Source organism: Cupriavidus phytohabitans, from assembly GCF_000426345.1.
Lineage (GTDB): Bacteria > Pseudomonadota > Gammaproteobacteria > Burkholderiales > Burkholderiaceae > Cupriavidus.
This window is the reverse complement of the sequence record NZ_AUFE01000002.1, coordinates 255,555-274,173: the sequence shown is the minus strand read 5'-3', so window position 1 is coordinate 274,173 and position 18,619 is coordinate 255,555. Positions and strand designations below refer to the sequence as shown.

At 63.8% G+C, this 18,619-nt stretch carries 17 protein-coding genes; 4 read left to right on the top strand and 13 right to left on the bottom strand.

Annotation, left to right across the window (positions count from 1 at the left end):
- The coding region (locus K309_RS0102925; RefSeq protein WP_029045021.1) for an acetyl-CoA C-acyltransferase at positions 1–604 on the top strand (604 nt) is incomplete at its 5' end.
- Between the two features lie 135 nt (positions 605–739).
- Here the strand turns inward: K309_RS0102925 and K309_RS0102920 are convergent.
- Entirely contained in the window at positions 740–1,693 is a 954-nt protein-coding gene (locus K309_RS0102920) for a LysR family transcriptional regulator (RefSeq protein ID WP_029045020.1), read from the bottom strand.
- Between the two features lie 112 nt (positions 1,694–1,805).
- Here K309_RS0102920 and K309_RS0102915 point away from each other — a divergent pair, with 112 nt between their 5' ends.
- Positions 1,806–3,323, top strand: coding sequence for a CoA-acylating methylmalonate-semialdehyde dehydrogenase (locus K309_RS0102915; RefSeq protein WP_029045019.1), 1,518 nt, complete (start codon positions 1,806–1,808; stop codon positions 3,321–3,323).
- 266 nt (positions 3,324–3,589) lie between these two features.
- On the opposite strand, the gene K309_RS0102910 is transcribed toward K309_RS0102915, so the two are convergent.
- The 6 genes from K309_RS0102910 to K309_RS0102880 form a co-directional block, all read right to left on the bottom strand.
- Positions 3,590–3,817 carry a hypervirulence associated TUDOR domain-containing protein gene (locus K309_RS0102910; RefSeq protein ID WP_029045018.1) on the bottom strand — a complete coding sequence of 76 codons (228 nt, stop codon included), beginning with the start codon at positions 3,815–3,817 and terminating at the stop codon, positions 3,590–3,592.
- Positions 3,818–4,271: 454 nt separating this feature from the next.
- Positions 4,272–5,192 (bottom strand): SMP-30/gluconolactonase/LRE family protein, encoded by a 921-nt coding sequence (locus K309_RS0102900; RefSeq protein WP_029045017.1) that lies wholly within the window; start codon positions 5,190–5,192, stop codon positions 4,272–4,274.
- A gap of 43 nt (positions 5,193–5,235) precedes the next feature.
- Positions 5,236–6,216 (bottom strand): Bug family tripartite tricarboxylate transporter substrate binding protein, encoded by a 981-nt coding sequence (locus tag K309_RS0102895; RefSeq protein ID WP_029045016.1) that lies wholly within the window; start codon positions 6,214–6,216, stop codon positions 5,236–5,238.
- 42 nt (positions 6,217–6,258) lie between these two features.
- Complete coding sequence (locus K309_RS0102890) at positions 6,259–7,203, bottom strand: NAD(P)-dependent oxidoreductase (RefSeq protein ID WP_029045015.1); 945 nt, start codon at positions 7,201–7,203, stop codon at positions 6,259–6,261.
- Complete coding sequence (locus K309_RS0102885) at positions 7,203–7,886, bottom strand: RraA family protein (RefSeq protein ID WP_029045014.1); 684 nt, start codon at positions 7,884–7,886, stop codon at positions 7,203–7,205. Before K309_RS0102885 ends, K309_RS0102890 begins: the two co-directional genes overlap by 1 nt.
- A gap of 58 nt (positions 7,887–7,944) precedes the next feature.
- On the bottom strand, positions 7,945–8,922 hold the full coding sequence (locus tag K309_RS0102880; RefSeq protein WP_029045013.1) for a Bug family tripartite tricarboxylate transporter substrate binding protein: 978 nt from the start codon (positions 8,920–8,922) through the stop codon (positions 7,945–7,947).
- 96 nt (positions 8,923–9,018) lie between these two features.
- Between K309_RS0102880 and K309_RS0102875 the strand changes: the two genes are divergently transcribed.
- The gene (locus K309_RS0102875) at positions 9,019–9,789 is read left to right on the top strand and encodes an IclR family transcriptional regulator (protein ID WP_029045012.1); all 771 of its coding nucleotides are present in this window, start codon (positions 9,019–9,021) and stop codon (positions 9,787–9,789) included.
- Positions 9,790–9,814: 25 nt separating this feature from the next.
- On the opposite strand, the gene K309_RS0102870 is transcribed toward K309_RS0102875, so the two are convergent.
- The 6 genes from K309_RS0102870 to K309_RS0102845 all read right to left on the bottom strand — a co-directional run bounded on the left by K309_RS0102870 (position 9,815) and on the right by K309_RS0102845 (position 17,254).
- A complete protein-coding gene (locus K309_RS0102870) occupies positions 9,815–10,954 on the bottom strand; it encodes a porin (RefSeq protein ID WP_029045011.1) in 1,140 nt (379 codons plus the stop codon).
- 50 nt (positions 10,955–11,004) lie between these two features.
- A complete protein-coding gene (gene yddG / locus K309_RS0102865) occupies positions 11,005–11,949 on the bottom strand; it encodes an aromatic amino acid DMT transporter YddG (RefSeq protein ID WP_029045010.1) in 945 nt (314 codons plus the stop codon).
- A 169-nt stretch (positions 11,950–12,118) separates the two neighbouring features.
- Positions 12,119–13,627 (bottom strand): aldehyde dehydrogenase, encoded by a 1,509-nt coding sequence (locus K309_RS0102860; RefSeq protein WP_029045009.1) that lies wholly within the window; start codon positions 13,625–13,627, stop codon positions 12,119–12,121.
- The gene (locus K309_RS0102855) at positions 13,627–14,535 is read right to left on the bottom strand and encodes a dihydrodipicolinate synthase family protein (RefSeq protein WP_029045008.1); all 909 of its coding nucleotides are present in this window, start codon (positions 14,533–14,535) and stop codon (positions 13,627–13,629) included. Before K309_RS0102855 ends, K309_RS0102860 begins: the two co-directional genes overlap by 1 nt.
- 38 nt (positions 14,536–14,573) lie before the next feature.
- Positions 14,574–15,839: an MFS transporter gene (locus K309_RS0102850; protein WP_029045007.1), complete on the bottom strand. Its 1,266-nt coding sequence runs from the start codon at positions 15,837–15,839 to the stop codon at positions 14,574–14,576.
- Positions 15,840–15,934: 95 nt separating this feature from the next.
- Positions 15,935–17,254 carry an NAD(P)/FAD-dependent oxidoreductase gene (locus tag K309_RS0102845; RefSeq protein ID WP_029045006.1) on the bottom strand — a complete coding sequence of 440 codons (1,320 nt, stop codon included), beginning with the start codon at positions 17,252–17,254 and terminating at the stop codon, positions 15,935–15,937.
- Between the two features lie 274 nt (positions 17,255–17,528).
- Between K309_RS0102845 and K309_RS0102840 the strand changes: the two genes are divergently transcribed.
- Entirely contained in the window at positions 17,529–18,257 is a 729-nt protein-coding gene (locus tag K309_RS0102840; protein WP_029045005.1) for a GntR family transcriptional regulator, read from the top strand.
- Positions 18,258–18,619: the final 362 nt, after the last annotated feature.

Genomic DNA, 18,619 nt, shown 5'->3' with positions numbered 1-18,619 from the left:
CTATTTCAAGGACCAGATCGTCCCGGTGGTGAGCAAGGGCCGCAAGGGCGATGTGACGTTCGACACCGACGAGCACGTGCGCCATGACGCCACCATCGACGACATGACCAAGCTCAAGCCGGTCTTCGCCAAGGAAAACGGCACCGTCACCGCTGGCAATGCCTCGGGCCTGAACGACGCCGCCGCCGCGGTGGTGATGATGGAGCGTGCCGAGGCCGAGCGCCGCGGCCTGAAGCCGCTGGCGCGCCTGGTGTCTTACGGCCATGCCGGCGTCGACCCCAAGACCATGGGCATCGGCCCGGTGCCGGCGACCAGGATCGCGCTGGAACGCGCCGGCCTGCAGGTGTCGGACCTGGACGTGATCGAGGCCAACGAAGCCTTCGCCGCGCAGGCCTGCGCCGTGACCAAGGCACTCGGCCTGGATCCGGCCAAGGTCAACCCGAACGGCTCGGGCATCTCGCTGGGCCACCCGATCGGCGCCACCGGCGCGCTGATCACGGTGAAGGCGCTGTACGAACTGCAACGCGTGCAGGGCCGCTACGCGCTGGTGACGATGTGCATCGGCGGCGGGCAGGGCATTGCCGCCATCTTTGAGCGGATCTGAGGTTGGCCTTGCGCCTGGATTGCCGATCAGGATGTAAAGGCGATCCAGGCCACCGGCGCCCTCACTCTGACATGCCAGTCGTCAGCGCAACCCTGGATGGTGCCTGCGTAGCGGCTTTTTCCGTTGGCTGGCGGGTCAGGTTGTCCCGCACTCCGTGCTGAAGCCAGCGCTCAACTCGGCACGCAGATAGTCAACGAAAACACGCACGGTCCTGGGCAAGTAAGGACTGTAGGGGCGGATCGCGAACAGTTGGTCGCCGAAGGATCCCACGGGTCGCCATTGAGGAAGGACCTTGACGAGCTTCCCATCCGCCAGATCTGCCTGAGCGGTGAAATCCGGCAGCAATGCTATGCCCAAACCGCCGGCTCCCGCCTCCCGAAGCGCTTCACTGTTATTCGCAGCGAAACTGCCGCGAATGGACACGCTTCGACGGGTTGCCGCACTACTCTTCCGGACCGACTCAAAGCTCCATGTAGGAGTCTCGCCACGTCGGAAATAGTGCAGGCATGTATGCGCTGCAAGGTCTTCGGGTTGCCCAGGCGTACCGTGACGGCGCAAGTAGTTGCGAGTGGCCACCAGCACGGAATGTGTGCGGCACAGTGACCATGCGACATGCGTGTCCGGCGCAGTCGAGGAATGCCGTATTGCCAGGTCGAAGCCCTCTTGCGCCAGGGACGTGAAGCGGTCGGACAGCTCGAGCTCAATTCGCATTTCCGGGTAGCGCCGAAGGAACTCCGGGATGCGAGGAACTATCTGCTGGCGCCCAAGCGCGACTGGCGCAGTCACACGCAGAAGCCCTCGCGGCTCGCCGACATGGTCTTTGACACTCGCAAAGCTTTGTGCGATTTCCTCGAAGGCGCCCCGCATGGAATCCACCAGGCCCTGGCCTGCCTCTGTCAGCCGCACGCTGCGCGAGGTACGCACAACCAGGGCGCATCCGGCCGCGCGCTCCAGCTCCGCGATGCGTTGGCTCATGGAGCCTTTCGTGACCCCCAATCGCTCCGCTGCAGCCGTGTAGCTTCCGAGCTCTCCCAGGATCACCAGGGAATAAAGATGCGCCCAACGGGTTTCTTTATCGACGTTTTCCATGCGTAGATTGTTTAGTTTGCTAAACGATGTGTCAAGCCAAAGGCCGTAGCCGGGGTCGACAAGTCACCCTACACTGGCCTCCATGTTCATGACGCAACCCCAGGAGATACGCATGACTTCGGCCCCTTACACCGACGCCAGCCAAGTTGGTCACTACATCAACGGTTCCAATGTCGAGGGACATGGCGGGCGCCGACAGGATGTCTTCAACCCTGCGACCGGCAAGGCCGCGCGGACGGTAGCGCTGGCGACCGTGGACGAAGTGGGCACTGCTGTGGCAGCTGCCGCCGCAGCTTTCCCTGCATGGTCCGAAACGCCGCCGATTCGCCGCGCACGGGTCATGAACCGCTTCCTGCAATTGATGAACCAGCACCGCGACGAGCTTGCGGCAATCATCACGGCCGAGCACGGCAAAGTATTTAGCGACGCCCAAGGGGAAGTCGCCCGCGGCATCGATATCATCGAGTTTGCTTGCGGCATCCCGCAACTGCTTAAGGGTGATTACACGGATCAAGTCAGCACCGGCATGGATAACTGGACCATGCGCCAGCCGCTGGGCGTCGTCGCGGGCATCACCCCTTTCAACTTCCCCTGCATGGTTCCTTGCTGGATGTTCCCCATTGCGCTCGCCGCCGGGAACACCATTGTGCTGAAGCCGAGTGAACGGGACCCCAGCGCCAGCCTGTTCATGGCTAATCTCCTCGCGGAAGCCGGCCTGCCGAAAGGCGTGTTCAATGTCGTCCAAGGTGACAAGCTTGCGGTCGATGCGCTGATTGAACACCCGGAAGTGCGCGCGGTAAGCTTCGTCGGTTCGACCCCCATCGCCCAGTACATCAGCGAACGCGCAGCCCATCACGGCAAGCGCGTCCAAGCCCTGGGCGGCGCGAAGAATCATCTGGTGGTAATGCCGGATGCGGATATCGATCAAGCCGTGGATGCGCTCATCGGTGCTGCCTACGGATCCGCGGGCGAACGCTGCATGGCGATCTCCGTCGCTGTGCTGGTTGGCGAGGTCGCTGACAAGATCGTCCCTCTGGTTGCCGAGCGCGCTCGCAACCTCGTCATCGGCAACGGTATGGACGCCACCTCGGAAATGGGCCCCGTCGTTACCCGACAAGCGCTTGAGCGTATCGAAGGGTATGTGGCCCTGGGTCTTGAGGAAGGCGCCAGCCTGGTCGTCGACGGTCGCGGCTTGCGCGTAGCTGGCCACGAGGAAGGCTTCTTTACCGGCGGTACGCTGTTCGACAATGTCACGCCTGAGATGCGCATCTACAAGGAGGAGATCTTCGGGCCAGTCCTCGCCTGCGTTCGTGTCAAGGACTTCGCTGAAGCCGTTTCCCTGATCAACGCTCACGAGTTCGGCAATGGCGTCTCTTGCTATACGCGGGACGGCGGCGTGGCCCGCGAGTTCTCGCGCCGCATCCAGGTCGGCATGGTCGGCATCAACGTACCGATTCCCGTGCCGATGGCATGGCATGGCTTTGGTGGCTGGAAGCGTAGTCTCTTTGGCGACACCCATGCATATGGCGAAGAAGGTGTTCGCTTCTACACCAAGCAGAAGTCGGTCATGCAGCGCTGGCCGCAGAGCATCGGCAAGGGCACCGAGTTTGCGATGCCGACGGCGAAGTGACGACAAGACCCATATCCGTCGAAAGCTCATTCCACGGGGAACTTCAATGGTCCCGGCTAGCGCGTCTCACATAACGAGCCAGTAGCAACCGCTGTCGGTGCAACGGATTCATCTCCACCGTTATCGAAACGCACCGCGAAGGGTGGTCCGCTCCCAGGCTGAAAACTGCATTGGGAGCGGTCCGCACAGGACTCATCGCCTGAACACGAGCCTGAGTCTCTGCTCGTGTGTCTGGTTCGAATGGCCGATGGTGCTGAACGGGAACGTCACACTTTGCCCTTGCGTGGCGCCAATTCAAGGACGGCTCCCCTGTGGGCAGCGATGTGGTCGGTCTTGTCGCTCTTGATCTCGTACTGGGGATCGTCTTCCGAAGCGCGATGCCTATGCCCTTTATAGTCAAAATCCTCGGTATGGACAGCGATTATCGTCCCCGTAACATGGCCTGCCTCAGAATTCCAGGAGACATGCTCCCCAACCTTGAATCGCTTCGTCATCTCAAGACTCCTTGGATCATTCGTGTGGCGCGAGATCCGTTGCGCTGACCTCCGAAGTAGTTTAGCCCCCGTAGACGAGAATGAAGGTTCATTCGCCCTACCCTGCACGGCGATCCAGGCCAGCGCCTCATGCTGGCAGTGCGAAGGGATTGAACCCGGCTTCGGTGGTGTCGAAGCTGAGGTAGTCAAGGTCCGCGGCAGCACCACAGTCGGTGCATTTCGCCCGCACCATGTGCCAGGCGCTCTCGCAGCGCATAAGAGATTGCTTAAGTAGCGCGGCGGCTACCTCGGCAACACGGCGCGTGCCAGGCTGGCCGATTGTGACGCCGTGGTCCGCGCGCCCAGGCGAGGGCAGAGCGCCGGCGTGGGCGCCTGGCTGCAGGGCTTCACCGGGAACCCGATGAAATGCTGGCTGGCGCGTCCAGTCCCGCGCCGCGATACCGTCGTGTCCGGCTCACCCGGCCAGGTGCCGGGGTCTTACGCCGGGCACCGACATGCCAACCTGCAGAATCTCGCCCGCGGTGGAGTCGGTAACATACAGCGTGCTTCCATCCGGTCCGCCAAAGGCGACGTTAGTCAGCGAATGGCCGGGGGTGCCTCGGATCACCTCGACCGGCTCGGCGCGATGATTGAGCACCCAGACATAGGCAAGCCCCGGATTGGCGACAAGGAGGCGGCCATCGATGTCCATGGCGAGTCCGTCCGGCCCGCTGGGGCCGTATGACGTAAAGAACTGCCCGGCCTTGGATACGCTGCCGTCCTCCTGCAAGGGCATGCGCCAGACGCAGTTGCCCCGGGTGACGGCAACGAACAGGAAGCGCTCGTCGGGCGACAGCACGATGCCGTTCGGGCTCGGCACGTTGTCGAGCAGCAGTTCGAGCCGCCCTGCCCGGGTCAGGCGATACACCCGGCCGCTGGGGTCATGCAAACCCGTTTGACCCTGGTCGGTGAAATAGATGTTTCCTTGCGAATCCAGCGTCAGGTCATTGACGCCCTTGAAGCTTTCGGTATTACGGCGCGGCAGGTACGGCCGGACACTGCCGGCGCGCAGGTCGACTTCCATCAGCCCGTTGCGGTAGTCGGTAACCAGCAGACGCCCCGCATCCAGGAACTTCATTCCATTGGGCTCGCCGTCCCATTCGGCAACCAGGTCCCAATCCCCCTTCTGGTCGATCCTGAAAATCCGGCCATTGGGAATATCGGTGACGTACAGGTTGCCGGCATCGTCGACGACCGGGCCCTCCAGGAAGGAATCGACCTCGCGCCCGCCCTGGTTGGCGCTGGACCATTCGCTCCGCCGCGGATGGCGATAGCGCGCAGGCAGGCTGGAAAACTGCGACGCCTCACGTATGACCGGCGAATTCAGCAGAAACATGTCTCGACACCCGTTGATCGTCCTGTTGCAGCGGCGCTGGCCATTACTGCTTCTGAAACCCCGTGCCGCGGGCAACCTTCCCCCAGAATGCGGTCCTGTTGGCCACTTCGGTCCTGAAAGTGCCGGCATCCCAATAGCCCGGTTCGGCACCGATACTCTCAGCATAGGCCTGCATGTCCGGCGTCGCCATCGCCTTGGACACTTCCTTCTGGATTCGCCCCAGCACGTCGGGGGGCGTGCCGTTGGGCGCCCACAAGCCGGTGAAATTGGTGACACCGTAGCCCTTGACACCAGCCTCGGCAAAGGTGGGCACGCCGGCCAGCGCGGGCAGGCGCTTCGTGCCGCTGACGGCCAGCACCGCCAGCTTGTTGCCCTTGACCTGCCCGATCACACCCGGAATGGAAGCCATCTGGAAGTCGACGGTGCCGCCCAGCAGCGCGACGGTTGCTTCGCCGGCGCCCTTGAATGGCACGTGCATGAAGTGCGCTCCCGCTGCGAGCCCAAGGGCTTCGCTGGCGAAATGCGGGGTCGAACCTGGCCCGCCCGATCCGTAGGAAACCGTGTCGTCGGACTTCGCCGCGGCAATCAGGTCAGCCAGCGTCTTGTATTTGCCGCCGGCCTTGACCACCACGCCCATCGGCGCGAACACGTATGCCGCGACAGGCTGCAGGTCCTTGGCCGGGTCGAAGGGAAGCGACTTGAAGATGTGGGGCAACAGCGCGTAGGTTGTATCGTTGGCGAGCAGCGTGTAGCCATCGGGCGTGGCGCGCGCGACCTGGCCCGAGCCGATCGTTCCGGTCGCGCCGGCCTTGTTCTCGACATAGAAACTCTGGCCGGTCTGCTCGGAGAGCCGCTGCGCCATCTTGCGGGTGACGGCATCCACGGCACCGCCAGGCGGATAAGGGACGATGATCTTGACCGGCTTGGCTGGCCACCCCTGGGCTTGCGCCGCCATCGACATGGCGGCAAGCGCGGCAAGCGCCAGCGCCCGGAGCAGCGAGGCTCCGACGTGCTTGTGTTTCATGTTGTCTCCATTCCTGCGAACGTTCTTTTCAAGGTACTGGGGCTAGTGCCGTCCCAGCGCCGGCTCGGCCATCTGGTCCAGCACCGCCAGGGTATTGTTCGCCGCAGCAACCCCCATATTGAAGTAGGCCGCACTGGTCACGCCACCGATATGCGGACTGAGCACGAAGCCCGGCTGTCCCTGGAAAGGATGCGGCACTTGCAGCGGCTCGCGCGCAAGGCTGTCCAGCCCGGCTGCGGCCACGTGGCCCGAGCGGACGGCTTCGAGCAACGCCGCTTCGTCGACCAGCCCGCCGCGCGCGGTGTTGACGAGGATCACGCCACGCTTGCACCGTGCCAGTGTGCCGGCATTGACCATTTCCCGGTTCTCGGCCGTCAACGGACATTGCAGCGAAATAACATCCGATTGCTCCCAGATTTTTTCCAGCGGGACCGCTTCGATATAGTCCGGCAGGTCCGTGGCAAACGGATCGAAGCCGATCACGCGCATGCCGATGGCATCGCACATCCTGGCGAACCGTCGCCCGATCGCACCCAGGCCAATCAGGCCGATGGTGAGGCCATTCAGCTCCAGGCTCTTGTGCGTGGCCTTGTCCCAGTGGCCGGCGTGCATGCGCGCATCCAGTTGCACCACCGACTTGGCGCACGCAAGCATCAGCGCCAGCGCATGTTCTGCAACGGCCGCGGCGTTTGCCCCGGCGGCGGCCGTCACCCTGATGCCGCGCGCCTCGGCAGCGGCCTTGTCGATGGTGTCGGTGCCGGTGCCGTGCTTCGAGATCACGCGCAAGGCCGGGGCCGCGTCCATGACTTCCGCCGTCACGCTGCCGTAGCGCACGATGATGCCGACAGGGTTGTGCTTCGCCGCCAGCGCGGCCAGATCGGCGGCCTGGGGCGTCTTGCCGGCGAATACGACCTGATAGTCGCGCAGCAGCGCCATGGCTTCCGGTGCCAGGTCCGCACCCGTGACGATAATGACTGGCTGGTTCATCACAATGCTTCTCCCGCTTTCAGGACACCGGCGGTCACCAGCGATGCCATCAGCCACGGCGCGGTGGTGTTGCCCTCCTTGATCTGGGCAATGCGCCTGGCTTCGGCCTCTTCCTTCCTTGCCGCGGCGTCGAGCAGGGCTTCGATCTTCTCGCGCTCCACCACGACCAGGCCATCGGCATCGCCGCAGATATAGTCGCCCGGGTTCACCGTCACGCCGCCGACGGAAATCGGGTGCCCGATGCGGCCGCCGACTTCCTTGGTCGGGCCATTGGGGTTGGTGCCCACCGAAAACACCGGGAACTGCATGTCTTCCAGCTCGAGGCTGTCCCGGACCGCGCCATCGATGACGACACCGGCCAGGCCGCGCTGGCGCGCGGCATGCATCATGATCGTTCCCATCAGCGCGGAGGTCTGGTCGCCCTTGCCGTCCACCACCAGCACATCGCCGGGCTGCGCAAGCGCCAGCGCTGCATGGATCATCAGGTTGTCGCCCGGACGCACTTCGACAGTGAAAGCCGGGCCGGCGACTTTCATGGCAGGACGCAAGGCCCCGATACGGCCATGCAGGGCGCCGCGGCGTCCCCCGACATCCGACAGGATGGCGGGCTGGAAGCGGGCGGCACGCGCGACGATGTCGGCAGGCACGCGATCGAATGATTTGATGATGTTGGGCAAAGTCATGGAGAACTCCGGCAATATGAGAGAGATAGTGGATGCGAGGGATAGATGCGAGGGTCGATCAATCCAGCTTCGTGCCGGAGGCCTTGATGACCGCTGCCCAGCGTCCGATGTCCTGCCTGATCAGCGCCGTGAATGCTTCGGGCGTGCCAACCAGCACCGACGCGCCTTGTTCGTTCAGCTTCCTGGCGAGCGCCGGGGACTGGAGCGCCTTGTTGAACTCGGCATTCAGCCGCACGACGATTTCCTTCGGTGTCGCGGCAGGCGCGACAAAGCCGAACCAGGTCGCCGTCTCGAAGCCGGGATAGCCCGACTCGGCGATGGTCGGGACCTGGGGCAGGTCCGGCACGCGCTTCGATGACGTCACCGCGAGCGGCCGCAGCTTGTTGTTCTTGATATGCCCGAGCAGGGTCGGCACCGATGCCATGTACAGGTCGACCTGCCCGCCCATCAGGTCGTTGACCGCCTGTGCCGCACCCTTGTACGGCACATGGGTGAACTTCACTTTCGCCGTGCTTTGCAGCTGCTCGCCACCCAGGTGCGCAACGGTGCCATTGCCCGGCGAGGCGAAATTCAGCGATCCGGGCTTTGTCCTGGCGGACTGCATCACGTCCTTCATCGTCTTGTACGGCGAGTTGACGTGCGTCACCAGCACCAGCGGCGCTGAAGCGACCAGGCCGATCGGCGCAAGATCCTTTAGCGGGTCATACGGCAGCCGCTCATACAGCGAGGGGTTGATGGCAAGATTGCTGCTCTGACCCATGGCGATGGTGTAGCCATCGGCGGGCGCCTTGGCTGCGGCGTCCACGCCCAGGTTGCCGCCTGAGCCCGGCTTGTTCTCCACGACAAAGACCCAGCCCGTCGACTTTGCAACGGTATTGGTCACTTCCCGCGCGATGATGTCGGTGCCTCCGCCGGCGGGAAACGGCACGATGACGCGAATAGGCTTGCCGGGATACTGCGGTGCTGCGTGGGCCGTGGCGCATGCCATCAGGAGGCCGGCAAGGGCCAGAACGCCACGGCGGGAAGTTGCCTTCATGGGTGTCTCCGAATCTGGTTTCGTTGTGATTCGGATTGTGGATGGCCGTTTCACGGCATACAATGCCGTTTCACACAGTGCACCGCATTTCGTGCCATGAACCGAAAAAGTGATACAACGGCCGCTTCATCGGGCGACGAGGGGCCGAGCGCCGTGATCGCTGTGACGCGCGCCCTGCGCGTGCTGGAAGCCTTCGGGGTCAACGACCCGCAGCTGTCGCTGGCCGAACTGAGCCGCCGCACCGGCATCCACAAGACCACGGTGCTGCGGCTGGCCCGCACGCTGGCAGCGGACAATTACCTGGTGCAGAAGGAAGACGGCAGCTGGCGGCTCGGGCGCGCGGCGGGATGGCTGGGCGCGTGCTACCAGGCAACGTTCAATGTGCAGGAAGTGGTGGAGCCAGTGCTGCGGGAACTGACGATCAAGACCGGCGAAAGCGCTTCGTTCTACATCCGCGAGGGTCAGCAGCGCACCTGCCTGCTCCGCGTCGAAGGACCGCAGGCCATCCGCCATCACGTCAGGATCGGCGCGGCGCTGCCGCTGGACAGCGGCTCGCCCGGCCGGGTCATATTGGCGTTCTCAGGCGAGCCGGGCGAACTTTACGAAACGATCCGGCGCCGCGGCTTCCACCTGTCGCTGGGCGAGCGCGAGGCCGAGGTCTCCAGCGTCTCCGCGCCGGTGTTCGGATTGCACTGGCGCCTGCTGGGCTCGATGTGCATTTCGGGGCCGACTTCCCGGCTCGGCGAAGAGCGGCTGCTGGAACTGGCGCAGACCGTTGTCGACGCGGCGACCAAGCTGTCGTATGCGATGGCAGGCAGCCAACGGCCCGCCATGCAGATTGAAAAACCGTCGACCTGGCATCCCTGACGGGGCAAGGGCGACGGATGCCGACTCAGAAAAAGTGCCGGATCCCGGTGCGCAGCAACAGCTGGTTCCGGTTGGACGAGACATTGGCCGCGCCGGCGATATACGCGGTATCGAGGACGGTGCCGGTGGCATCGCCGCCAACGTGCTGGTACACCCCCTGCACATAGACATCGGTCCGCTTCGACAGCTGGTAATCCGCCATCATGCCGATCGAATGGTAGACGGGATGCTGCCTGCCGGATGTCGCACTGACGCTCGCGCGCGTATAGCTGTACATCACCCCCGCCCAATACGCGGTGCCAAACTGGTACTTGGCGTTGACCTCGAAGTTCTGGAACCTGAGCGAAGACAGCGACCCCGCCGGCGGGACGATCGGCCCGACGTAGCCGGAGCTCTGCGGATTTTCCACATCGGTATCGGAATATACGACTCCCAGCGCTGCCTTGCCGATGGAATAGGTTGCCCCCGCGCCAAAGATCCTCAGCCTGCCGCCCAGAAGGTTCTGGTCACCGCTGTTGTTGATCGCACCATAGGACGTGGCCGACGGATTGTCGGCCCGGAGAAAGGCCGCGGACACGACCAGCCCGCCACTGGCGTATTGGCCGCCGACACTGTACTGGCGGTTGTTCGACCAGCTGGCATCATCGCTGAAGCTGTACGTTGCGCCGAACTTCAGTCCGCCCAGCGTCGGACTGGTGTACTTGACGGTGTTATTGACGCGGAAGGTGTTGATCAGGTTGTCGTTGTCATACGGGTGGGCAAACATGTAGCCGCCCCACGTGCCACCCGCGGAATTCTGCGCCAGGAAATCGACCACCGAGTCATATTGCCGCCCCGCGGTTAGCGCGCCCACGCTCTCGCTGGAAAGACCCACGTATGCCTGGCGTCCGAACAGGAGACCGCCCTGGTACGCGCGGCCGCTATCCACGTCGAACCCGTTCTCAAGCTGGAACACGGCCTTGACGCCGCCGCCCAGCTCCTCCGTCCCCTTGAGTCCCCAGCGGCTGCCATGCGGAAATCCGCTTGCCATCTCCACCATGCTGTGGCCGCCGACGTTGCTCGTATAGTTGAGGCCCTCGTCGAGCACGCCATACAAGGTCACCGAGACCTGCGCGAATGCCGGTGCGGACAACGCACACAGCAAAGCGGACAACCGAATCTTCATCTTTGTCTCCGCGGACATGTTCTTGTCCTGTTTCTGTTTCTATATCGATTTCACTGCCCAGGGACGCGCTCAGGCACTGCGCCCGGTTCCGGCGCAGCCGGTGCCTTGGAACGCTGTCCGCGCATGGCGAGCCAACACAGGATCGAGCCGGCGCAGACCATCGATGCGCCCTTCCAGAAGGCGATCGACAGCGGCGTGCGCAATATGACGGCCGCCAGCGCAGCGGAAAGCACAGGGATGAAATAGGAGGCGCCCGCAAGGATCGTGACGTTGCCGTGCAGGATGCCGACGTTCCAGGCCGCGTAGCCAAACCCCATCGCGCAAGCTGCCAGCGCCAGATACACGATGGCCTGGTAGCTGAACACCATCGTCCCGCCGTCGCCGGTGAAATACTTGATCCACAGGACCAGCGCTGTCAGCACGAAGAACAGCGTGATGCCATTCTTGCCATTGGCGATCCGGCTGGTCACGGTGCAATAGGCGGCCCAGATCACCGCGCCCGCAAAGGCCAGCCCGTAGCTGAGCGGGTTGTCCTGGACATTTGCCGCCATGCCGGCGAAGTCCAGCCCCTGGTCGCCGCCGAGCACCCAGCAAATGCCAAGAATGGCAATCGAAAACCCGGGAACGATCAGCAGGTTCGATTTCTGGCCGTTGAACGCCATGGCGCACAACATGGTAAAGCTCGGCCACAGGTAGTTGACCATGCCGACCTCGATGGCCTGCCTGCCGCTGTTGGCATAGCCGATCGACAGCGACAGGCACACTTCGTAGGAAACGAACAGGATGCTTCCCCAGATGAGATAGCGCCGGGGAAATTCACCTGGCCTGACGAAGCCAACCGTCAGCCAGAGCAGCACCGAGGCAACGGTATAGAGCATGGCCGCGCCGCCGGTTGCGCCAAGGCTTTCACTGACGCCACGAATCAGGCCGACGATCGCACTCCATAACAGGATCGCGATCAACCCGATAAGTGTTGCCTGACGCTTGCTTCGGATGAAACCTGCTTGCATGGAACCGAGAATCTATGAGGGACGATGGATGGACGGAATACCGGCGCGAGCTCCGGCGAGTCGCGCATGATACGTGTGTTGCACGGTGCCAGGGCAGCATGCGAGCGCCATGCCCGGTCCCAGACGGGACTCGCGGCATGGCTGGCCTTTTCACTTAGCTGTTGCCAACGTGGTCCGGTACGTCGATCCAGATGGTCTTCTGCTCGGTGTACTGGTCGTGCGCCCAGATCGATTTATCGCGTCCGCCGAAGCCCGACTCCTTGTAGCCACCGAACGGCGTGGTGATGTCACCCTCGCCGAAGCAGTTCACCGTCACCACGCCGGCGCGGATTTCCCGCGACAGCCGGATCGCATGGTTCAGGTTGCTCGTATAGACGGAGGCCGCGAGTCCATAGACCGAATCATTCGCCAGCGCGATGGCTTCGTCGACGGTGTTGAACGTCGTGACCGAAAGGATGGGACCGAAGATCTCTTCCCGGAACAGCTTGCTGTCCTGGCCCACGCCGTCGACCACCGTCGGCTCGACGAAAATGCCGCCTTCCGTGCCGCCGCCAAAGGCCACGCGCAGTTTCTCGATGCCGGCCTGCTCGATGTACGAACTCACCTTGCCGAAATGGGCTTCGCTGACCAGCGCGCCAATCCGATGCTCCGGATCGAGCGGATTTCCCATCTTCCATTCGCGCATGTGGACACCGATGCGCGACAGCAGCGCGTCCTTGATCTCGGCATGGACAATCAGGCGCGACGAGGCCGAGCAGTTCTCGCCCATGTTCCAGAAGGCACCGTTGACCACGTGCTGCGCGACGACATCGAGGTTCTCGACGTCTTTCAGCACCACCGCGGGATTCTTGCCGCCGCACTCGAGCACGATGCGCTTCAGGTTCGAATCGGCCGCGTATCTGAGGAACAGCCGGCCGGTAGCCGTCGAACCGGTGAAGCTGACCATGGACACATCCATGTGCATCCCCAGCGGCTCGCCCACTTCCTTGCCGCCGCCCGGCAGCACATTGAACACGCCGGCGGGCACGCCCGCCTCATGCGCGAGCTCGGCCACGCGCAACGCCGTCAGCGTGGTTTCCTTGGCCGGCTTGACGATGATCGAGCAGCCCGCGGCCAGTGAAGGACCGATTTTCCACGCCAGCATCAGCAACGGGAAGTTCCACGGCAGCACCAGGCCCACCACGCCGATCGGCTCGCGCACCACCAGCGACAATGCGCCCGCCCCGACTGGCGCCGTGCTGTCATAGATCTTGTCGATCAGCTCTGCGTGCCAGCGGATCGTATGGATGGTCTCGGGGATATCGGTGTTCTGGCATTCGCGGATCGGCTTGCCGCTGTCGAGGCTTTCCATGACGGCCAGCTCATGGGCGTTCCTCTCGAGCAGGTCGGCGAAACGCAGCAGGACTGCCTTGCGCTCGGCCGGGGAACGTCGGTGCCAGCGTCCGTCCTCGAATGCGGCTTTGGCTTTCGCCACCGCGATATCGACATCGCGCGCGTCGCAGGCGGCGATGCTGGCCAGCACTTCGCCGGTCGCGGGATTGGTGGTCTGGAACGTTGCGCCCGACACCGCGGGCACACAGGCGCCGTCGATGAATGCCTGCGTCGGCAGTACGATATCCCGGGCCATCGCTGCATATTCATCAGCCGTCAGTAGCCGCGCCATCAGACCTCCCCCCCGACGACCGCGGCGACATCCTGCCTGAGCCTGGCGACAATCGCCTGCAATGCCTGTTGTTCCCCTTCGTCGAGCCCTTGCAGCGGGGCGCGGACGCCACCCGGACGCAGGCCGGCGAGCTGGCAGCCGAACTTGATCGACTGGACGAACTTCCCGCCTTCCAGGAAATCCATCAGCGGCAGCATCGCGGCCATGATGCGGCGGCCCTTGTCGAAATCCTTCTCGATGACGCACGCTTCATAGAGCGCAACATGCTCGCGCGGGATAAAGTTCGAGCCGGCGCAGACCCAGCTGCGCGCGCCCCAGGCAAAGAACTCCAGCGCCTGGTCGTCCCAGCCGCACGAGATATCGATGTTTTTGAACTCCGTGGCCAGCATGTGCAGCTGTGCCGCCTGGCCCGAGCTTTCCTTGATGGCCACGAAATTGGCGGACGCCGCCGTGACGGTGCGGAAGAACTCGCGGCCCATCGACACGCCCATCCGGCCGGGATAGTTATAGAGCATGATGGGCAGGCCAGCGGCGCGGTCGATGGCAAGCGCGTGCGCGGCGTTTTCCTGCTCGGTCGGCAGCGCGTACGGCGGCGAGCCGACCAGGATGGCATCGGCGCGGATGGCCTTGGCCGCCTTCGCATACTCGACCGAATCTTCGGTGCGCACAGCGCCGGTGCCGACCACCAGCGGCACGCGCGTGCCGATGACCTCCCTGGCCAGCGCGGCAAGGTCGAGGCGTTCCTGCGCCGTATGCGCATAGTATTCGCCGGTCGAGCCCCCGATGACGATGCCGTGGACCCTGGCTTCGATCAGGGATTCGAGGACTTCCGCAAAGGCGGCGTTGTCGATCTTGCCTTCCGCCGTCAACGGCGTGATGGCAGGCGTATAGATGCCTTCGAATTTCATGGTTTCTCCGTGGAGTGATGTTGGTGAGAAGGAGCGGCCTAGCGAGTCAGCGATGCCGCTTCCTGCAGGCTGAGCGAGCGCGTTTCCGGAGCCAGTGCCAGCGATACCAGCAGGCCGAGCAGCGTGACCGCGGCGGCGGCGAACATGGTGTTGCCGATGCCGATGCTCTGCAGCGAGATGGGCACCAGCCACGTGCCGATGGCTGCGCCGATGCGTGACAGCGAGGCGCCCAGGCCCACCGCGGCGGAGCGGATCTCGGTGGGGAACAGTTCATTCGGATAGACCAGCTGCAGCACCTGGGCACCGCCGATAAAGACCGCGTAGGCGCCGAAAAACGCCAGCACCAGCATCTCCGCGCCATTGGAGAACGCGCCCAATCCCAGCAGTGCAAGACCGGACCACAGGAAGCTATGGATCAGCATGCTGCGCCGGCCGATGACATTGATCAGCCGCGTGGCGATGAAGCAGCCAACCACGAACAGCAGCGTGATGGCCACCGAGCCATACGACGCCCACGCGCCTTTCAGGTTGAGTGCCTGCAATACCGTCGGCGCGAACGCATACACCGCAAAGACCGGAATGACCGAGCAGCTCCAGAACACCGACACGAACAGCATGCGCTTGCCGTAGCCCGAGTGCAGCAGGCTCAGGATCGATACCTTTTTCTCGGGCGGCTGTTCCGGCAGGTTCCGCAGCGAGAACGACGGGCCATAGACCTTCCTGATGACGCGCTCGGCTTCCGCCGTGCGCCCCTTGCTCAGCAGCCAGCGCGGCGATTCAGGCGTGCCGATGCGCAACAGCACCAGGACCACGCCGATCGCTGCCGGGCTGGCCAGCACCAGGCGCCATGCATCCGGCCACCCGCTATCCAGGATCGCGTTTCCGACGATATAGGCGAGCGCGGCACCGGCGAACCACAGGATGGTCAGCATCGCCAGCCGTGGGCCGCGGTACTTCTTCGGCAAGAACTCCACCAGCAGGGATCCTGCGACCGGATATTCAAAGCCGACACCCACGCCGATCAGGAAGCGGAAGAAAAACAGCGCCACGCCCGAATCGGCCCAGAACTGCGCCACCGAGCACAGCACGAAAATCGTCGGCCCGAAGAAATACAGTTTCTGGCGGCCCAGGTGCCCGGTCAGCAGGCCGCCAAGAAAGCCGCCGAAAAAGATGCCGAGCAAGGCGGAGGCCGCCACCATGCCTTGCCAGAAGCCGTCCAGCACCCAGCCGCCGCCGGAGCGCACGCAGAGCAGCTGGTGGAATTTATTCAACGGCACGTCTTCGATCGAAACATTGTTTGCCACGCTTTGTCTCCTGCAATGCCCAGGCCGCCCTGATGGAATGCGGAACCTGAGTCTTTGAATGAAACCGAAGGGTCCGGGGACCCATGGATGAACGATCAGATCTCCCTGCCCGCGCGACGCTGTCCCAGCCATAGATTGGTGTTGACGCCCAGCGACAGGAACGGCTCGGGCGGATTCCTGTTCGGTCCCGGCGATGACAGCAGGAAGTCGATCAGGTCATTGCGCTCGCCCGCCAGGTAATCCGCCAGCAAGGTCCCGGTGACGGTGCCGCGCGTCACCCCCAGGCCATTGCAGCAAAGCGCGCCGTAGACATTGGGAGCGAGCTGGCCGAAATGGCCCATGTGGTTGCGCGAGAGCGCCAGCGAGCCGCCCCACGTGTATTCGAATTCGACGCCGGGCAGCATCGGGAACCGGCGCTCGAAGGACTCCCGGTGGGTCCTGACAAAGCGGTCCAGGTATTTCTGCTGGCTCCGTCCGTCGCGATTGAAGCTGAAGCTGTTCCTGACCAGGATGCGGTTGTCGTGGGTGCGGCGCAGCGTCGTGCCGAACGGGTCCGCGGGGATCAGGCCCCAGAACGGCTTGCCGCCGAGGCGCGCCTGCTCGGCCGGTGTCAGCGGCCGGGTCAGGCTTGCATAGGTGAAGATCGGCAGCATGGTCCCTTGCAGGAAGCCGAAGCGCATGCCGAAGGCGTTGTTGGTCAGGACCAGCTGGTCCGCGACGATGCGGCCATGCCGGTGCGTCAGCACGGTCTTTTCACCGTATTCCACGTCGGTGATGGCCGTGTGCTCGTAGAGCTCCACGTTTGCGGGAAGGCTGCTGGCCAGGCCCTTCACCAGCGCCGCCGGCTGGATCAGCGCGGTGCCGGGGGTGAACAGCGCCTTCCGGTAGTAGGACGTGCCGATGTGATCGGGCAAGGCCTCGCCTTCGATCATCTCGTACGGCTGGCCAAGCTTGTCCAGGCCGCGGCGATAGGCGTCGAGTACGGCGACGCCGCGATCTTCGATCGCTGCCTGGTATTTGCCGGAGGCCCGGAACTGGCAATCGATCTGGTGTGCCTCCACCAGCGACCGGAGGATCTGCTGCCCGGTCAGGTTCAGTTTCAGGCTGGTCTTCGCCGTTTCAATCTCGCCGATGTAGTCCTCCGCACCGATGTCATGGGGCAGGTCGATCGCAAAGCCCGCATTTCGCCCGGACGCGCCCAATCCCACCTCCTGGGCCTCCACCAGCACCACCCTGTCGCCCGGAAAGTTGAGCGCCAGTTGCCGGGCCGCGGCGAGGCCGGTGAATCCCGCGCCGATCACCACCCAGCGCGCCCTGGTCTCTCCCGAATGCGATGGCTTCGGCTTGCGCGGCTGGCTCAGGTGAAACCAGCCGCAAGTCGAATCGTCGGCGGGAATGGAAGTTACTTTGGTCATCTCGAAAACTCGCTGTCGCCCTTGTCTCCACCGCTCGCAACCCGGCGCCGGAGCGCGTGTCGCAGTCGTCGTGGTCATTGCGTTCGTCTGTCTACAAATTGTAGACATAGAATATTCATACGCTAGACATGCCGCCATCAGGGTAAACACGGCAGCGAAATGACGACTGAAGCGCCTTACAATCCACTTTTTGCTCCGGCAATCGGGCTGGCAGCACCGCGCGCCCGCCCGCCTGCTATAAAATGTCTACGATTGATAGACAAAGGCGATGAAGATGGCGAAGACAAAGGCAGCCGCGGAGAACGAGTCCCTGCAGGCCGATCCCTCCGTTGACCGGAAGGCGCTGCTGAACGAAGCCCTGCGCAGGCGTATCGTCAGCATGGAGATGGCGCCGGGCGCCGTGGTGGACGAACTGGCGTTAAGCGAGGAGTTCGGCTTGTCCCGGCCACCAGTCCGTGAACTGATGCGGCAGATGGCCGCCGAGGGATATATCGAGCTGGAGGCCAACCGGGCGGCGCGCGTGTCGTCGATGAACCATCAGTCGCTGCGGAATTTCTTCCAGGCCGCGCCGCTGATCTATATCGCGACCACGCAGCTGGCCGCGACGAATGCAACGCGTGCCGAGATCGATGAACTGAAGCAGATCCAGCTGCGGTTCCGCGAAGCCATCGAAAAGAACGATGTCGAGAACCGCGTGCTGTACAACGACCAGTTCCATCTGCAGATCGGCAGGATGGCGCACAACCCCTACCTGATGCCCAGCCTGCGCCGGATCCTGATCGACCATGCCCGGCTCGGCAAGATCTTCTACCGCCATCCGACCACGCACGACATGGAGGCGGATCTCGGCAAGGCGGCCGGCCAGCACGAGCAGATCATCGAGGCCATCGAGCGTCACGATGCGCAGGCCGCCGGAGATATCGTGCGCGCGCACATGGAACTGTCGCGGCGGCGGATCACGGAGTACGTCGCGCCTGTCGGCGTCGAGGTGCCGCTCACGTAGTGATGCCCGCCTGGCCGCACCGCAAGGCTGCGGGCTACCCTGCCGGCAAGCAGGTATTTCTTGCTGTGGCGCCCGCCCAGAAGTCCGAACACATAGATGCCTGCCACATTGGCAAGCGCGAAGATGGCGAGCGCGGCCACCCCGTCGGCCGGACGCATGCCGCGATCGATCAGATAAGCGGGCAAGTGGCTGGCGATGAAGGCCAGCTGGAAGCCGCAAGCCAGGAAGCCAAGGTTCAGCAGCCAGAAGCCGGGATGGCTGAGGGCCTCGTACCGCGGCCAGCAGCGGCAGCTCGCCGGCCGGCTTGCCTTCGCCACTGCGTGCCGAGGCGACGACGGCGGCGCGAGCCTGGAAAGGCAGCG